General features: G+C 45.1%; 17 protein-coding genes. 16 read left to right on the top strand and 1 reads right to left on the bottom strand.

The features are described from left to right. Positions 1-322 precede the first annotated feature (322 nt). The 3 genes from ACIFSR_RS14955 to holA all read left to right on the top strand — a co-directional run bounded on the left by ACIFSR_RS14955 (position 323) and on the right by holA (position 3130). Entirely contained in the window at positions 323-871 is a 549-nt protein-coding gene (locus tag ACIFSR_RS14955; protein ID WP_053376850.1) for an RNA polymerase sigma factor, read from the top strand. After that, positions 868-1836: an anti-sigma factor family protein gene (locus ACIFSR_RS14950; RefSeq protein ID WP_430058010.1), complete on the top strand. Its 969-nt coding sequence runs from the start codon at positions 868-870 to the stop codon at positions 1834-1836. The genes ACIFSR_RS14955 and ACIFSR_RS14950 overlap by 4 nt, the downstream gene beginning before the upstream one ends. Positions 1837-2095: 259 nt before the next feature. Beyond that, the gene (holA, locus tag ACIFSR_RS14945; protein WP_339203489.1) at positions 2096-3130 is read left to right on the top strand and encodes a DNA polymerase III subunit delta; all 1035 of its coding nucleotides are present in this window, start codon (positions 2096-2098) and stop codon (positions 3128-3130) included. A gap of 161 nt (positions 3131-3291) precedes the next feature. Here holA and rpsT read toward each other — a convergent pair whose 3' ends face one another. Further along, complete coding sequence (gene rpsT / locus ACIFSR_RS14940; protein ID WP_053376847.1) at positions 3292-3564, bottom strand: 30S ribosomal protein S20; 273 nt, start codon at positions 3562-3564, stop codon at positions 3292-3294. A gap of 217 nt (positions 3565-3781) precedes the next feature. On the opposite strand from rpsT, the gene gpr reads away from it, so the two are divergent. From gpr to ACIFSR_RS14875, 13 genes are all read left to right on the top strand, one after another. Continuing rightward, positions 3782-4789: a GPR endopeptidase gene (gene gpr / locus ACIFSR_RS14935; RefSeq protein ID WP_339203486.1), complete on the top strand. Its 1008-nt coding sequence runs from the start codon at positions 3782-3784 to the stop codon at positions 4787-4789. Between the two features lie 203 nt (positions 4790-4992). After that, entirely contained in the window at positions 4993-6246 is a 1254-nt protein-coding gene (gene spoIIP, locus ACIFSR_RS14930; RefSeq protein WP_430058008.1) for a stage II sporulation protein P, read from the top strand. Between the two features lie 17 nt (positions 6247-6263). Next, positions 6264-6701, top strand: a complete 438-nt coding sequence (locus ACIFSR_RS14925; protein WP_339203482.1) for a hypothetical protein — start codon at positions 6264-6266, stop codon at positions 6699-6701. Between the two features lie 80 nt (positions 6702-6781). Beyond that, entirely contained in the window at positions 6782-8599 is a 1818-nt protein-coding gene (gene lepA / locus ACIFSR_RS14920; RefSeq protein ID WP_339203481.1) for a translation elongation factor 4, read from the top strand. Between the two features lie 145 nt (positions 8600-8744). Continuing rightward, on the top strand, positions 8745-9914 hold the full coding sequence (gene hemW, locus ACIFSR_RS14915; protein WP_430058006.1) for a radical SAM family heme chaperone HemW: 1170 nt from the start codon (positions 8745-8747) through the stop codon (positions 9912-9914). Positions 9915-9997: 83 nt separating this feature from the next. Next, entirely contained in the window at positions 9998-10468 is a 471-nt protein-coding gene (locus tag ACIFSR_RS14910) for an N-acetyltransferase (protein WP_076266869.1), read from the top strand. A 198-nt stretch (positions 10469-10666) separates the two neighbouring features. Then, the gene (locus ACIFSR_RS14905; RefSeq protein ID WP_076266870.1) at positions 10667-10942 is read left to right on the top strand and encodes a hypothetical protein; all 276 of its coding nucleotides are present in this window, start codon (positions 10667-10669) and stop codon (positions 10940-10942) included. A 261-nt stretch (positions 10943-11203) separates the two neighbouring features. Next, entirely contained in the window at positions 11204-12229 is a 1026-nt protein-coding gene (gene hrcA / locus ACIFSR_RS14900; protein ID WP_076266871.1) for a heat-inducible transcriptional repressor HrcA, read from the top strand. A gap of 52 nt (positions 12230-12281) precedes the next feature. After that, positions 12282-12842, top strand: a complete 561-nt coding sequence (grpE, locus tag ACIFSR_RS14895) for a nucleotide exchange factor GrpE (protein ID WP_339203475.1) — start codon at positions 12282-12284, stop codon at positions 12840-12842. Between the two features lie 83 nt (positions 12843-12925). Further along, the gene (gene dnaK, locus ACIFSR_RS14890; RefSeq protein WP_339203473.1) at positions 12926-14758 is read left to right on the top strand and encodes a molecular chaperone DnaK; all 1833 of its coding nucleotides are present in this window, start codon (positions 12926-12928) and stop codon (positions 14756-14758) included. A gap of 99 nt (positions 14759-14857) precedes the next feature. Next, positions 14858-15988 (top strand): molecular chaperone DnaJ, encoded by a 1131-nt coding sequence (gene dnaJ, locus ACIFSR_RS14885; protein WP_076266874.1) that lies wholly within the window; start codon positions 14858-14860, stop codon positions 15986-15988. Positions 15989-16099: 111 nt separating this feature from the next. After that, a complete protein-coding gene (locus ACIFSR_RS14880; RefSeq protein ID WP_076266875.1) occupies positions 16100-16267 on the top strand; it encodes a YfhD family protein in 168 nt (55 codons plus the stop codon). After that, positions 16267-16473: a hypothetical protein gene (locus tag ACIFSR_RS14875; protein WP_339203471.1), complete on the top strand. Its 207-nt coding sequence runs from the start codon at positions 16267-16269 to the stop codon at positions 16471-16473. The genes ACIFSR_RS14880 and ACIFSR_RS14875 overlap by 1 nt, the downstream gene beginning before the upstream one ends. Positions 16474-16508 lie beyond the last annotated feature (35 nt).

The following is a 16508-nucleotide window of genomic DNA, read 5'->3' as shown; positions in this document are numbered from 1 at the left end:
GCATATCATATGAAAATCATTCATACTTAGGAATAAAGAAGTCGAGCCGTTTTCAGAGGTATTCGACTTCTTTCTATATACGAGTTAGTTGAAATTTGGTATCCTTTAATGTGGAGTTTATTTCGATTCTTTCACAGCATAGCGAGTATCTGTAAATTTTTTATGGTTTTTTTCCTGCTTCGTGCATTCAAGACGGTCCGCTTGGGGACAATCGCTCTGCTTGTTAAAACTTACTAAAAAAAATAAAGTAATATTTCTAATTTATCTGCAACTTTTACCGCAACCAGTTCGTCAGAATGGTTGCAAGAGAGGGGGATCCTTCGTGGTGGAGCCGGAGCTTATAAGAGCCGCTCAGTCGGGAGATCGCGACGCTTTAATTACTCTATTGCGAGAGATTGAAACGCATGTTTATCGGACAGCCTATTATATATTAAATAATGAACAGGATGCCCTTGATGCAGCGCAAGAAGCGCTAATTCGCATCTATACAAAAATAGGCTCGTACGAAGAAAAAGCGCAGTTCAAAACATGGATTCAACGTATTGTAACCAACATTTGCATTGACAAGTTTCGGAGAAATAAACCGACCGTCTCAATAGATGAGCACGACATGGTATTCCACGAAAAACAAAACGTGGAGGACGAGGTAATGTCTGCTTACGCTGTTAAAGACATTCAAGCCGCTATCGACAAGCTTCCTGAGCATCATCGTGCGGTCGTCGTCCTTCGGTATTTACAGGATTTCTCTTACAATGAAATTGCAGATTCGCTCGATTTGCCGCTCAATACAGTGAAATCCTATTTATTCAGAGCTAGGCAACAGCTGCAGACTTTACTCCATGATTATCAGAAAGGTGGTGTCCGGGGATGAATTGTCAAGAGGTGATGGAACTAATGCAAAGACAGCTAGACAACGATCTCGATGAAAGCGAAATCGAAGTCTTGATGAATCATACTAGACAGTGTCCGGACTGTGCAGCCATGTTCGAGCGGTTACAGCTATTGTCCGCCGAGCTTACCAGTTTGCCAAAAGTTATGCCGAGCTATAGCTTAGTCGATGCGATTATGCCTCAATTAGAGCGGATGGAACTGTTTGGTCAGGCTGAAGCGGAACCGCCATCCATGGTTAGCAGAACGGAAGCAACAAAACGTCTTTCGAAGCGTCAACGCCGCTGGCCGTCCATGCGCATTATGAGTGGTGTGATCGCAGCCGGAATCGTTGCAGGGCTGTTTATCGTAACGTATAATTCAGGCTCGATTGGCGATATGAATGCATCAGAATCTTCAGCCAAGCAATCGAATAACGTCGCGGCTGATATGATGAACGAAACGCCAGTGGAAATGTCTTATAGAGCGAGCGCTAACGGTGCTGAAGACCCAGAAGTGAAGACGGAAACGGCAACTAAAGATAAAGATGCCGATTCAGCGCCATCGTCCAAGAGTACCGCAATCAATCCTTTAACCAATGAAGAAGACAAAGCGCCTGATGGCGGGTCATTTGAGGATGGCTCAGTCAAAGGCTTAACTTCGAATCCTTCTGAAGGATTGGTTGAAAACGAAGGCGAGAATGGTTTAGGTATGAATACGAACAGCACGGCAACGGTTTCACCCGATGGCCTTTATAGCGGCACGGCTGAAAATTTTAAAATTAAAGTTGTTGCTGCTGCCGATAAATCTATCGTCTTCACATCACCGCGCAAAAATGGTGAGCTGCTCAATCTCATCTGGTCTGAGGACAGCAAAAAGCTGACCTACGAGGTTCATGTTGAACAAGGAGCAATTGAGAAGTATGTGATCGATTTATCTACGCTGACGGAGCAGAAGGCAGGGCATTAACTTGGAAACTGCTCGTTTGAGCACAGATTGCGGACTGCAAAAATTAAGGGTTATTACGCACATTTACATCGATTTATGCGTATAATGTTAGCAGCGATAGTGTCTGCGACGAATCCTTAACGTCGTATGACCATCCGCAGGGCGGTACCATGGACCTGCCTGCGAATGTTTATATAGATGTTCGGCAAAGGGATGAGGCTTTATATGGCTCATCCCTTTGTTGCCGTCTAATTGTACTTACTCGTGACGAGGTGAAGGTATGGATGCAAAGGAAGCATTAAAAGAAATAAAGGGCGGACGCTTCCGTCCCATTTATGTGCTGTATGGCAAGGATCGATATCGGCTGCAGCAATTTATTAACGTATTGACCGAGGCGATGTTTACAGCTGAGGAGCGAGAGCTTGGCATTGTTAAATTTGATACTGCGGAAACCTCGATTGAAGAAGCGGTTCTTGAAGCGGAAACATCGCCTTTTTTTGTGCAGCGGAAGCTGATTTTAATACGAGATGCGACTGTGCTGTGTGCTGGGGGCAAGGAAGGCGGAAAGCTTGAGCATCGTCCTGAGAAGCTGATACAGTATATGGAGTATCCTTCAGAGACATCCATTATCGTTATTTCTGTCCAATCAGAGAAGCTGGATGAACGTCGAAAGCTTGTAAAAACGTTAAAGGATCGTCATTCCTTAGTTCCGTTCCCTGAACTCGACGCGGCTCAGCTTAAGCAATGGATGATTAAGCGGGCAACAGATCAGCAAAGAACCTTGTCTTCAGATGCGGCTGAGCTGCTCCTATCACGAGCCGGAGCGAATATGCAGCAATTGTCGCAGGAAGTGGACAAGCTGTGCTTGCACGCGGGAACAGGCGGTGTCATTGATGTAGAGACGGCATCTATGCTAACTGCAGCAACAGTTGAGGAGGACGTATTTGCGCTTGTGGATGCGATCGCTGAGCTTCGTTTGGACAAGGCTATTCGACTGTACAGAGAATTGCTGGTTCGTCGTGAAGAACCAATCAAGATCGCCGCTCTTATCGCTAGGCAATTAAGAATCATGCTGCAAATCAAAGAGCTGGAGCAGCATCACTATTCCCCTCAGCAAATGGCTGGCCAATTAGGCTTGCATCCATACGCAGTCAAGCTTGCCGCGGAGAAAAGCCGGAAATTTCAAGTGGCTAGACTTGGCAGGCTGTTGGCTTCACTTGCAGATCTCGATTATAAAATGAAAACCGGAGCAATTGATAAAACGCTCGGTTTAGAGCTGTATTTGCTTTCACTTGGCATGGAGAAGGGCGCATAGCGTTCTTTCCATTGCCTTTTTTTATGTGAGCAGCTGATAAGCAGCATGGAAAAACAAAAAAGCTTCACCGCTCGATAAGAGCAGTGAAGCTTTTTTTGTTGTGCTAAACGAGTTTCAGTTGACCAGATGGACAACGTCATTCGTAAGAGCGGTTATCTTGCTTAGGCTTGAGCCGAAAGGGCATTCAGACGTTTAGCAAGACGAGATTTTTTGCGGGAAGCCGCATTTTTATGAATCAGGCCTTTAGTTGCTGCTTTGTCCAACTTTTTCGTTGCAGCGATAAGAGCTGCTTTAGCAGCATCTACATCAGTGCCAGCGATAGCTTGGTCAGCAGATTTAACGGCCGAACGAAGTGCGGATTTTTGGGATGCATTCAAAGCACGACGCTTTTCACTTGTTTTAACGCGTTTAATCGCGGATTTAATATTTGGCATGGAATTCACCTCCTAAACTGTTTACAACGGTTTATCTACATCATAAACCTAGACAACACAACTTAAAGTATATTATCATGCCACTCCTCAAAAAGCAATAGCAGGAAGCTCCTTATAAAAACTGTATTCCGTAAGGATGAAGGCTCATCTACGAGTATGAAAATAATCCATCTGCAAACAATAACATCAGAACTGGTGTTTGAAGGGAGAATGAGCAATGGAGAACGAACTTGATTTGCAAAAATATAATGTTAGAACAGACTTGGCGCTTGAAGCGAAGGAGATGGCAGAGGCGCCAAGCGGCGGGCCTATACCAGGCATACAATCCGAAACTTCTGAAGATGAAGGAATAACGATTACGCAGCTGCATGTACAAAACGAACAAGGCGCTCAGGCCATTGGCAAAATGCAAGGGCATTATGTGACGATTGAGGTTCCGGAGCTGCGAAAAGGGGATACGGGACTGCAGGATAGGGTGGCGACACAGTTTGCCAAACATTTTGAAGCTTTCCTTGAACGGTTATCCATAAGTAAAACAGCGCGAGTTCTAATTGTAGGTTTAGGCAATTGGAATGTTACGCCTGATGCGCTTGGTCCAATTGTTGTTGAGAATGTAATGGTCACTCGCCATTTTTTCGAACTAATGCCTGATCAAGTGGCGCCTGGTTATCGCGCGGTAAGTGCGGTAGCGCCTGGAGTGCTTGGCATAACGGGTATAGAATCCAGTGAAATCGTTCAAGGTATCGTTGAGAAGACGAGTCCGGAACTCGTCATTGCTATTGATGCATTGGCATCTAAAGCATTAGAGAGAGTGAATACAACGATCCAAATTGCAGATACAGGCATTCATCCGGGCTCTGGCATCGGGAATAAACGAAAAGGGCTTACAAAAGAAATTTTAGGTGTCCCGGTCATTGCGATCGGAGTGCCTACCGTTGTTTATGCTTCGACCATCGTCAACAACACACTTGAGATGATGAGCAGTCATTTTAAGAAACAAAGCGCAAACTCGGATCAAATTTTAGGTTTGGTAAATCAGATGGAAGAAAACGAGAGGCTGCAGCTCGTTAGGGAAGTGCTCAGCCCGCTTGGCCATGATCTGCTGGTTACGCCAAAGGAAATTGATGAATTTATAGAGGATATCGCCAACATTATAGCAAGCGGGCTAAATGCATCGCTGCACGAAGCGGTTGATTCAAGCAATGTTGCGGCGTATACGCATTAAATTCCTAGTATAATTAAGAAGGAAGCTTTCTAAAGGCATAACCTTTGGACAGCTTCTTTTTTTGCGCGATTCGCTATTTTGTATCCCTATAACTCTATCAACGCTAATTATTCCACATAGATTTGGTTCTATGAACTCTATCACTCTCATAGTTTAGTAGTGACTAATGCGGCTAGCACTATGAAGCGGGAGGTAAAAAACCAATGAAAAGAAAAATTATGCTGCTTGATATAGGGAAGGAAAGTAGACGAGTGAGACAATTGCTAGTAACGGGACGTACATTCGCGTTGCTCTCATTTTGCTCAATGGTATTTTTTATTTTGTTAGGAGCAGCGGGTATGGCTCATCAGCAAACGACAGCTTCGCCTGTAAATTCAATGAAAGGTTTTGCTGCTGCTGTATCGAGCGGTTTTTTTGGGGATATGCTAGAGATGGAGATGCCTGCATTTCAAAGCAGTCGGGAGACAGATACGTTTACATCAAAGCAAATTAGCGCGTTTCTTATGAGAGCTTTAACGGATATTAACCCTAACGATCCTAAAAGCCTGCTTGCAGGCGAGCTGCCTGGCATGGGGGTTAATGATGCTTACTTAATTCGCAAGGGCATCGGTACGGATACAGCGGTGGGACCGGAAGATAATGCACCGATTACATATGATCCGCTTGGCGAATTGCATGAGGATGCAGGAACAGATGTATCGAATAATGGGACGACAGAAGGAAATGAGGAGGAGCCGCTGCCGGTACAGACAGACAAGCCATCTTCAGGAACTGGCGAAGGTGATAACGGGGAGCCGGCGAAACCTACGACTGGCGGAAAAAAAGTGGCTTTTATCTATCACTCGCATAATCGCGAATCCTGGTACCCTGAGCTGACAGATAAAAAGAAAGACCCGAATTCTAGTACAAAAAATATTACGCTTGTTGGCAAACGACTTGCCCAGAAGCTGGAGGAGAAGGGTGTAGGTGCACAGCACTCGAACACTGATTATCCAACGGCGATTAAAGGTTATGATTGGAATTATTCCTATAAATATTCGATGAAGACGGTGAAAGAAGCCATTGCCAGCAGCAAGGATTTGAAGTTTTTCTTTGATCTTCACCGTGACTCGCAAAGGCGGAAAGAAACGACCATCGATATTGAAGGCAAAAGCTACGCGCAGGTTTATTTCATTATCGGCCATAAAAATCCCAATTGGGAAAAAAATGAAGCCTTTGCGACAAAAATCCATGAAGCGCTCGAAAAAAAATATCCAGGCATCTCTCGCGGAATTTGGGGCAAAACAGCCTCATCAGGCAATGCCGAATACAATCAATCGCTAGCTGAGGATAATGTGCTTATAGAAGTAGGGGGCGTAGACAACACCCTCGAAGAGTCCTATCGAACAGCGGATGCGCTGGCAGCAGTTATTTCCGAAATTTACTGGGCAGACGAGAAGGCATCAACAAAAAAGTAGGAGGGGGCGAAGAATAAGTGAAACGAAATGCGCTAAAATGGACGGTGCTGGGTGGTGCTTTGGCGATAATCATCATGTATGGCATTGATATGTCCTCTTCGGGCATCGAGCGTATATATGGACCTATAGAAGGCTCAAGCGGGTACACAGAGATTCCGCAGACAGAGCAGAATGTGCAGCCAGTTAATGATTTTCAGAAGGAACAGCAGCAAAAGATTGCCCAGCTTGAGCAGGAGCTTAAAGAACTAAAGCGACTTGCTGCATATGATGACGAAACTATAGGAGAAACGGCCGAAACCTTTCCTGCCGAAAATGAAAGGATGCCTGGTCTTCCGCTTAAGAGTGACCAGCCAGCAGTAAATAAGATCGCAGATTCAACCTCTGGTTTGCTGCAAAATATGTCAAGTGAAGGCATTCGAATGGTCGTATCTATATTCGATGGGCTGACGAAGTGATAATGAACATTGCTGGTCTTCCCCTTAACTGATATAATAGGAGGAATGATTAGCATTATTGGAAATTGTGGGGGTTAGGCATGACTGACGTACGTGACCGACAAAAGAGAATTAGGAATTTTTCCATTATCGCGCATATAGACCACGGAAAGTCTACGCTTGCTGACCGGATCTTAGAATTTACCGGCGCTTTGACATCTCGCGAGATGCAAGAGCAGGTTCTTGACAAAATGGATTTGGAGCGGGAACGCGGAATTACCATCAAGCTGCAAGCGGTACGCTTGGCATATAAGGCAGATGACGGGATCGAGTATATACTCAATCTGATTGACACGCCTGGACACGTCGACTTTACATACGAGGTTTCACGCAGTCTCGCTGCTTGTGAAGGTGCATTGCTCGTTGTTGATGCTGCGCAAGGCATTGAAGCGCAAACGCTGGCTAACGTATACTTGGCGTTAGACAACAATTTGGAGATCGTACCTGTTATTAACAAGATCGATTTGCCAAGTGCGGAGCCTGAACGGGTAAAGCAGGAAATCGAAGATGTCATTGGATTAGACGCCAGCGACGCGGTACTTGCTTCCGCAAAAGCGGGAATCGGCATTAAGGAAATACTGGAGCAGGTTGTTACGAAAATGCCTTCACCAGTAGGAGATCCAGATCAGCCGCTTAAAGCGCTTATTTTTGACTCCCATTATGATCCCTACAAAGGCGTAATCGTTTATGTACGAGTTATGGATGGAAGCATCAAAGCAGGCAATAAAATTAAGTTTATGGCAACGGGAGCAGAATTCGAGGTCATCGAGGTTGGGGCATTCATGCCGAACATGGCGATCGTGAAGGAGCTTGCAGTTGGCGATGTTGGTTTTGTCGTTGCGGGCATCAAGAACGTGAAGGACACGCGTGTCGGTGATACAATTACGGATGCGAAGAAACCTGCACCTGAACGTCTGCCAGGCTATCGTCAGATTAACCCGATGGTATTCTGCGGACTCTATCCAATCGAGACACAGGACTATAATGATTTGCGTGATGCGCTTGAGAAGCTGGAGCTTAACGATGCATCACTCAAATATGAGCCGGAATCATCAACTGCTTTGGGCTTTGGCTACCGCTGCGGATTTCTTGGCTTGCTTCATATGGAAATTATTCAAGAACGGATTGAACGGGAATTCAACATCCCGCTTATTACGACAGCACCGAGCGTAATTTACAAAATTACACTGACAAATGGCGAAACGATGGAGATTGATAATCCATCGAACTATCCTGAAGCAGGCAAGCTTGACTTCGTAGAAGAGCCTTTCGTTAAAGCTGCTATCATTGTACCAAATGACTATGTCGGCGCAATCATGGAGCTTTGCCAGAACAAGCGGGGCGAATTCGTGAATATGGAATATTTGGATTTGAATCGTGTAACGCTCACGTATCAATTGCCTTTGTCAGAAATTGTGTATGATTTCTTCGATCAGTTGAAATCAAGCACGAAGGGTTATGCATCGTTTGATTACGAGATATCTGGCTACCGCAGATCCAATCTGGTCAAAATGGACATCATGCTTAACAATGAACAGGTTGATGCTTTGTCTGTCATTGTCCACCGCGATCGTGCTTACCAACGCGGCAAGGTTATTTGTGAAAAGTTGAAGGAACTTATTCCGCGTCAAATGTTCGAGGTGCCGATTCAAGCATCTATCGGCAACAAAATCATATCGCGTGAGACAGTAAAAGCAATGCGTAAAAACGTTCTTGCCAAATGCTACGGCGGTGACATTAGCCGGAAGCGGAAGCTGCTTGAGAAGCAGAAGGAAGGCAAGAAGCGGATGAAACAAGTAGGTAGTGTAGAGGTGCCGCAGGAAGCGTTCATGGCGGTACTCAAAATCGGCGAGGATTAAAACGTACGAGGATGAGGGAGGGCGCAGCTCTCCCTTTTTTCTATTTTAAGTGAACTGTATTTACCGACTTATATTTCAACGCGGGACGTGAGCCTGCCGCTCTAATGCAGTGCCAGCCGTTTACGCTTGAAGGAGAATGTTAACGATGAACATTACGCAATCACCACGTGCTTTATATATACACATCCCTTTTTGCACGAATAAATGTCATTATTGCGATTTCACTTCCTATGTACTAAAGGGACAGCCTGTTGATCAGTATCTCGATGCGCTTGAGCAAGAAATGCAGCGTACAGTTGCTGAATGGCCGCCAGTAGAAATTGATACTGTTTTTGTTGGTGGAGGTACGCCTACCGTACTGACTCCTCCGCAAATGGAAAGATTTCTAAAAGCAGTACGCACTTATTTCCCGCTTGCTCCAGATGTGGAATTTACGATGGAAGCGAATCCAGGCACAACGGACATAGACAAGCTGACAGCTATGAAGGAAGGCGGCGTGAACAGGATCAGCTTCGGGGTTCAATCCTTTGATAATGGATTGCTGGAGCGTATTGGCCGCATTCATAGCGTAGATGATGTATATCGCAGTATCGAGAATGCACGCAAAGTTGGATTTACCAACTTATCCATCGATTTGATGTTTGGCCTGCCAGGTCAAACGGTTGAGCTGTTAAGAGACAGTGTGAACAAAGCGATGGAGCTGGGATTGCCCCATTACTCCATCTACAGTCTAAAAGTAGAAGAAAATACGTTGTTCCATAAGCTCTATGAGCGCAACGAGCTGCCTTTGCCTCCAGAGGAAGAGGAGTTTAATATGTTTATTTTGCTAATGGACATGTTGAAAAAAAATGGATACGGCCACTATGAGATTAGCAATTTCGCCGAACCAGGTTATGAGAGCCGCCATAATTCCACCTACTGGCGCAATGAGCCGTATTACGGCCTCGGAGCGGGCGCGCATGGTTATGTGAATCGCATGCGTCATGTTAATTTAAAAGGGATTACACCGTATATCGATGCGGCATCAAGCAAGCTTCCGCGCCTTGAAACGTTTGAAGTTACTGAAGCTGAAGCGATGGAGGATTTAATGATGGTTGGGCTCAGGCTGCTAAGCGGAGTTCCGGCATCACGCTTCTCGAACCAATTTGAAGGCCAGAAGCTGGAGGACAAGTTCGGTGATGTTATTCATAAATTAATGAAGGATGGCCTGCTGGAAGCTGAGCAAACAGAAGACGATATCATTTACCGGTTGACTGACAAAGGTGTGCTTCTCGGGAACGAAGTTTTTGGTGCTTTTATCGGATATAACGGCTAAAATACTCTTGAGAAAAAATTCGTTGTGGTGTATATTTATTCATATTGATTTTGATCTTGCACCGGGTGGAGGCGAATGCACAAATGCAGGCAGTACAGGTCGTATGTCGAAAAGCAACGTCTAATGATATCGAGACATTGTTTGAATTAATTAAAGGTTATGCAGAGCAAGGCATTATGCTGCCTCGCACTCGGGAAGCGCTCGAATATATGATAGATACATTCGTCGTCGCGGAAATTGGGGAAGAAGTTGTCGGCTGCGGTTCACTGCTGCGGCTAGGGAAAGAATTGGTTGAGATTCGCTCGCTTGGCATGTCGGATGGCTACAAGGGCGTAGGGATCGGCAGCAAGCTGGTAGAAGCGTTGATCGAGCAGGCTAGAGAGCAGCAAATTCCGAAGGTGATGGCTTTAACTTATGCCGTGTCCTTTTTTGAGAAAAATGGCTTCAAGGTCGTTGATAAGGAAATTTTCCCGGAAAAGGTTTGGAAGGATTGCATCAACTGTCCAAAGCAGCTTGCTTGCGATGAAATAGCTGTTCTGAGAATGCTGAATTAAAGCACATTTTCCGAACGCATCTTCTTTTGTTGAAAATAACCACTCTCCTTTAGTGCTTGCATTAGGACTATTGGGAAAGTGGTTTTTTTGTTTCATTCAACTAATATGTTAGTTTGTCCGAACTCGTTGATAGTAATGCTGCGCGTTTTGGTATATAGTCAAGGTAGATGTTTATTGTCATATAGAGGAGAAATAAAAATGAGCCAAAAAAAAGATCAAATCGTAGCAGTAGAGGATAAGCTAAAGCATGTAACGACAGTGCTTTTGAAGAAATGGGCAGGATTTAGCGGGTTTTATGGTTTTAAAGCAATGGGTTACGATGAACTGTTCGCTTTGCTAAATACAAATGGCTGGAAAGTTATTATAGATGACTCCGTTTCACCTTATCGTATTGTAGAGCTATACCAAGGTGAAAATCGCGTGAGAAGAGAAAAGTTTGCAACAGATGAAGCAGGAAGAGTTCATAAAGTGTAATTGTTTGTAGAATAAGCCGTTGTGCCAACATATATTGCTGGCACAGCGGCTTTTCTTTAAGCCACAGCGGAGTTTCCTTGTGTCATTAAATCGTTTATAAGATGTTTAAATTGAATTAGGCGCATGAAAAATGCCGAACTGACTTGACAATCGACAAGCTGGTTTGGTATTTTTGTAGTAATGATTAGCACTCGATCGGATTGAGTGCTAACGAAGGTACATCGAAATAACGGATTTGACATTTACGTAGGGGGAATTCGAATGCTGACGGAGAGACAACGGATGATTTTACATGCAATTGTGGATGATTATATTCGCTCGGCTGAACCAGTAGGCTCACGCAGTATTTCGAAGCGCGGCGACGTTGGCTTTAGTCCGGCAACCATTCGCAATGAAATGGCGGATTTGGAGGAACTAGGCTTCTTAGAGCAGCCGCACACGTCAGCAGGGCGTGTTCCATCAACGAAAGGTTACCGTTATTATGTCGACCATTTAATAAAGCTTAGCGAAGTGGATGAGAAAGACATTGGTGTGGTTCGCTCGTTCGTAACGGACAAAATGAATCAAATGGAGCAGGTTATTCAACAAACGGCGATGATTCTCTCCAATTTAACCAATTACACATCTATTTTGCTTGGACCTGAAATGTTCAGCACATCGCTTAAGCATTTTGGCCTTGTGCCGCTTGATCAAACATCAGCAGTTGCTATTATTGTGACGAACACTGGACATGTTGAAAATCGGACGATTTCAATTCCTGACGGCCTGAAAATGGACGATATGGAAAAGGTCGTTAACATTTTAAACACAAGATTGGTTGGCGTTCCGCTGATTCGTCTAAGGTCGAAGCTTTACACTGAAGTTGGGCAAGAGCTTGAAAGGCATGTTGATCACTATGAACAGCTGCTGCAGGTACTGGATCATGCATTGCAGAATGAGGATGAGCACCGAATCTTCTTAGGCGGAACAACCAATATGCTGACACAGCCTGAATTCAAGGATGTAGACAAAGTAAAAACAATTTTGGATTTGCTTGATGAGACACCAGCCATAATGAAAATGTTTTCCGGCCTTCCGTCAGGTATACAAGTACGTATCGGGACAGAAAATGACCATAAGGCAATTAGCGATTGCAGTCTTATCACAGCAACCTATGCCATTGATGGCCAATCGCTGGGAACGATCGGCATTCTAGGACCAACGCGAATGGAATACGGCAAAGTCATTAGCTTATTGGATATTATATCCAAGGATATGGCGGTTCTTCTTGGCCGCTGGTATAAGTAATTAATGATATTTTGCCAAGTTTACTTCGTAAACTTTTTTAGGAGGTGATTGCATGAGTACGAAAGAACAACATAATGAGGCAGCCGAGGCTGTAGAAGAAGTGGTATCTGCTGAGCAATCAGATCAAGCAAGCGAGGATACTGTAAACGAGGCTGTGGAAGAAGATTCGCGTTATGCGGAGCTTGTGAAGCTGGCTGAGGAGAAAGAGCAGCGCTTCTTGCGCGCACAAGCGGATTTCGATAACTTCCGCCGTCGTACAATGAAAGAAAAAGAAGAACTCGGACAGTACGCATCGATGAAGCTGATCGGTCAACTGCTTCCGGTTGTAGATAATTTTGAGCGCGCTGTAGCAGCCGCATCTGTTAACGGTGATTTTGAATCACTTGCGAAGGGTGTAGACATGATTTTCCGTCAGCTCGAGTCAACACTTGAGCAGGAAGGCCTTAAAGCTATGAACGTAGTTGGCGAGCCTTTTAACCCTGAATTCCATCAAGCGATTATGACTGTAGATTCCGATGAGCATGAAGAGGGTATCATTGTTGAGGAAGTTCAGAAGGGCTATATCTTGAAAGACAAGGTATTGCGTCCAGCGATGGTTAAAGTAAGCAGTTAAACGGTAAAACTTTTTCTCAATAAATGAGACAGAGCAAGCTGTTATTAGGATAAAATATAAAAATTGTAGGAGGAACTATAGCTATGAGTAAAGTAATTGGTATTGACCTTGGTACAACAAACTCTTGCGTAGCAGTAATGGAGGGCGGAGAAGCAGTTGTTATTCCTAACCCGGAAGGCAACCGCACAACTCCTTCCGTAGTAGGTTTCAAGAAAGACGGCGAGCGTGTTGTTGGTGAAACGGCAAAACGTCAAGCGATCACAAACCCTGATCGTACAATCAGCTCGATTAAACGCCACATTGGTACGAACCACAAAGAAAAAATTGACGATAAAGATTACACACCACAAGAGATTTCTGCAATCATTTTGCAAAAATTGAAAGCTGATGCTGAAGCTTACTTGGGTCAAACGGTAACGCAAGCCGTTATTACGGTTCCTGCTTATTTCAATGACAGCCAACGTCAAGCGACTAAAGATGCTGGTAAAATTGCTGGTCTTGAAGTTCTTCGTATTGTCAACGAGCCAACAGCTGCAGCACTAGCATACGGCCTTGAGAAAACAGAAGATCAAACGATTCTTGTTTATGACCTTGGCGGCGGTACATTTGACGTTTCCATTCTTGAGCTTGGCGATGGCTTCTTCGAAGTTAAAGCAACAAGCGGCGACAACAAACTAGGCGGAGATGACTTTGACCAAGTTGTCATCGATCACCTTGTTGCTGAATTCAAGAAAGAGCAAGGCATTGATCTCTCCAAAGATAAATCAGCTGTTCAACGTTTGAAAGATGCTGCTGAGAAAGCGAAAAAAGAACTTTCCGGCGTATTGACTTCAGCTATCTCTCTTCCGTTCATTACAATGGTTGACGGCGTTCCTCAGCATTTGGAGCTTAGCCTTACTCGCGCGAAATTTGAAGAGCTTGCAGCTTCCCTTGTAGAGCGTACGCTTGGACCTACTCGTCAAGCGCTTAGCGATGCAGGAATGTCCCCAAGCGATATCGATAAAGTTGTACTCGTGGGCGGATCGACTCGTATTCCAGCGGTACAAGAAGCAGTTAAAAAATTGATCGGCAAAGAACCGCATAAAGGTGTTAACCCGGATGAGGTTGTAGCTCTTGGCGCAGCTGTACAAGCGGGCGTATTGACTGGCGATGTGAAAGACGTTGTATTGCTTGACGTTACTCCATTGTCGCTTGGTATTGAAACAGCTGGCGGCGTGTTCACTAAGATGATCGATCGTAACACTACGATTCCTACAAGCAAATCGCAAGTGTACTCCACATATGCGGACAATCAACCGGGCGTTGAAATTCACGTCTTGCAAGGTGAGCGCTCGATGGCGGCAGGCAACAAAACGCTTGGTCGTTTCACTTTGAACGATATTCCTCTTGCACCACGCGGCGTTCCTCAAATCGAAGTTACTTTCGATATCGATGCGAACGGTATCGTAAACGTGTCTGCTCTTGATAAAGGAACAGGCAAGAGCCAAAAAATTACGATTACATCTTCAAGCGGTCTCAGCGATGATGAAATTAACCAAATGATGAAAGATGCTGAGCTTAACGCTGAAGAAGATCGCAAACGTCGCGACCTTGTTGAAGCAAAAAACAGCGCTGACCAATTGGTTTACTCCGTTGACAAAACAATTAAAGATCTTGGCGATAAAGTTGATGCTTCTGAAATCGAAAAAGCTAATGCTGCAAAAGAAAAAGTAGTTGCAGCACTTGCAACAGACGATCTTGAGCAAATCAATGCAGCAGCTGAAGAGCTGACTGAAATCGTTCAACAGCTTTCAGTTAAGCTTTATGAGCAAGCTTCACAAGCAGCTGAAGGTGCTGGCCCAGAAGCTGGCGGCGCTGCAAAAGGCAAAGACAATGTAGTAGACGCTGACTATGAAGTGGTTGACGATAATAAATAAAGTGTAGCGAGCGAGAGGTCAAAGACAGGCGCTACCTGGCTTTGACCTCCTTTCGTGCTTATAGAGGAATCATAGGATATATAGCGGAGGTGAGAACAGGTGGCAAGCAAACGCGATTATTATGAGGTTCTTGGTGTTGGCAAGGATGCTTCAGCAGACGATATTAAAAAATCATACCGTCAGTTAGCACGTCAATATCATCCCGATGTAAATAAAGCTGCAGATGCAGAAACGAAGTTCAAGGAAGTTAAAGAAGCTTACGATGTACTAAGTGACGATGGAAAACGTTCAACGTATGACCGGTTCGGCCATGTTGATCCAAACCAAGGTATGGGCGGCGGAGGCGGTGCTGATTTCGGCGGAGGCTTCGGCGATATTTTCGACATGTTTTTTGGCGGCGGAGGCGGTCGTCGTGATCCGAATGCACCGCAGCGCGGAAACGACCTGCAATATACAATGACAGTTGAGTTTAAGGAAGCGGTATTCGGCAAAGAAACCGAGATTACGATTCCTAGAACAGAAACTTGCGATACCTGTCATGGTGATGGAGCTAAGCCGGGCACGAAACCTGAGAGCTGTTCGGTTTGTAAGGGCAGCGGACAGCAGGAGGTTGTTCAAAATACGCCATTTGGCCGTATGGTCAACCGCCGTGCTTGTACCAATTGCAGCGGCACAGGCCGCGTAATAAAAGATAAATGTACAACTTGCCATGGCGCGGGTAAAGTGAAGCGTCAACGCAAAATCAACATCCGTATTCCAGCCGGCGTAGATGACGGAGCTCAAATCCGTATGTCTGGCGAGGGTGAGGGCGGTCTTCGCGGCGGTCCTGCGGGCGACTTGTATATTGTTATCCGTGTGAAGCCGCATGAGTTTTTCGAACGTGAAGGCGATGATATTTATTGCGAAGTTCCGCTTACATTCGTGCAAGCAGCTCTTGGCGATGAAATTGAGATTCCTACGTTAACGGAGAAAGTGAAGCTCAAGGTGCCAGCTGGCACACAAACAGGCACTTACTTCAGACTCAAAGGCAAGGGTGTTCCTAAGCTTCGTGGATACGGTCAAGGCGATCAGCATGTGAAGGTTACTATCGTAACACCAACGAGCTTGACGGATGATCAGAAGGACCTGCTTCGTCAGTTTGGCGGGCTAAGCGGCGATTCCGTATCGAATGATCAAGAACATCATGAATCTATATTCGAAAAAATGAAAAAGGCGTTCCGCGGTGAATAACCCGGCACGTCTTTTTTTTCTTTCCCCGGCTGTATAGAATGGGGTGGATTAACATACTCTATTCGGGTAGGAAAACCATACATCAACACACAACCGGAGGGAACTAATACGATGACAAACAATAACAACAACAATAACAGCTTGGAGAAAACAAACTTTGGCAACCTGCCTGTAGGCGAAAACGAAGATGTGGAATTTTCTGAAGAGCTTGCTGACGAAGCAGATCGCAAAGCTGCTCAGCGTGCAGCTGCAGCCGACGAGCGCAACGAGCAGGCATAATGAGCCATATTGAAATCCAAGCGACCTTCGAGGGTGAGGGTGCTGCTCAGGAGACGATGCGGAAGCTTCAAGCGCTGCGTGCAATTGAAGTGAACGGGTTGATTGACAGCGGATTGCTGACGGCAACCGTAGATGATGAAGTCGCCGAACGCGCGCTTCATCTTATTAAACAAATGGGCGGCAACGCAAATACAATTATTACTTAAACATAAAAGGGACTGTGGGCTAGTATAGCCTTCAG

The sequence above is a fragment of the Paenibacillus sp. NRS-1760 genome (genome assembly GCF_050467785.1).
Classification (GTDB): domain Bacteria; phylum Bacillota; class Bacilli; order Paenibacillales; family Paenibacillaceae; genus Pristimantibacillus.
Note: the sequence above shows the minus strand (reverse complement) of the source record. Positions and strands in the feature narration are given on the sequence as shown.

What these genes read in the sequence shown, in the direction of transcription:
- ACIFSR_RS14950 (WP_430058010.1), top strand. Translation starts at nt 868, where the DNA reads ATGAATTGTCAAGAGGTGATGGAACTAATGCAAAGACAGCTAGACAAC.
- holA (WP_339203489.1), top strand. Translation starts at nt 2,096, where the DNA reads ATGGATGCAAAGGAAGCATTAAAAGAAATAAAGGGCGGACGCTTCCGT.
- rpsT (WP_053376847.1), bottom strand. Translation starts at nt 3,564, where the DNA reads ATGCCAAATATTAAATCCGCGATTAAACGCGTTAAAACAAGTGAAAAG.
- gpr (WP_339203486.1), top strand. Translation starts at nt 3,782, where the DNA reads ATGGAGAACGAACTTGATTTGCAAAAATATAATGTTAGAACAGACTTG.
- spoIIP (WP_430058008.1), top strand. Translation starts at nt 4,993, where the DNA reads ATGAAAAGAAAAATTATGCTGCTTGATATAGGGAAGGAAAGTAGACGA.
- lepA (WP_339203481.1), top strand. Translation starts at nt 6,782, where the DNA reads ATGACTGACGTACGTGACCGACAAAAGAGAATTAGGAATTTTTCCATT.
- hemW (WP_430058006.1), top strand. Translation starts at nt 8,745, where the DNA reads ATGAACATTACGCAATCACCACGTGCTTTATATATACACATCCCTTTT.
- ACIFSR_RS14910 (WP_076266869.1), top strand. Translation starts at nt 9,998, where the DNA reads ATGCAGGCAGTACAGGTCGTATGTCGAAAAGCAACGTCTAATGATATC.
- ACIFSR_RS14905 (WP_076266870.1), top strand. Translation starts at nt 10,667, where the DNA reads ATGAGCCAAAAAAAAGATCAAATCGTAGCAGTAGAGGATAAGCTAAAG.
- hrcA (WP_076266871.1), top strand. Translation starts at nt 11,204, where the DNA reads ATGCTGACGGAGAGACAACGGATGATTTTACATGCAATTGTGGATGAT.
- grpE (WP_339203475.1), top strand. Translation starts at nt 12,282, where the DNA reads ATGAGTACGAAAGAACAACATAATGAGGCAGCCGAGGCTGTAGAAGAA.
- dnaK (WP_339203473.1), top strand. Translation starts at nt 12,926, where the DNA reads ATGAGTAAAGTAATTGGTATTGACCTTGGTACAACAAACTCTTGCGTA.
- ACIFSR_RS14880 (WP_076266875.1), top strand. Translation starts at nt 16,100, where the DNA reads ATGACAAACAATAACAACAACAATAACAGCTTGGAGAAAACAAACTTT.
- ACIFSR_RS14875 (WP_339203471.1), top strand. Translation starts at nt 16,267, where the DNA reads ATGAGCCATATTGAAATCCAAGCGACCTTCGAGGGTGAGGGTGCTGCT.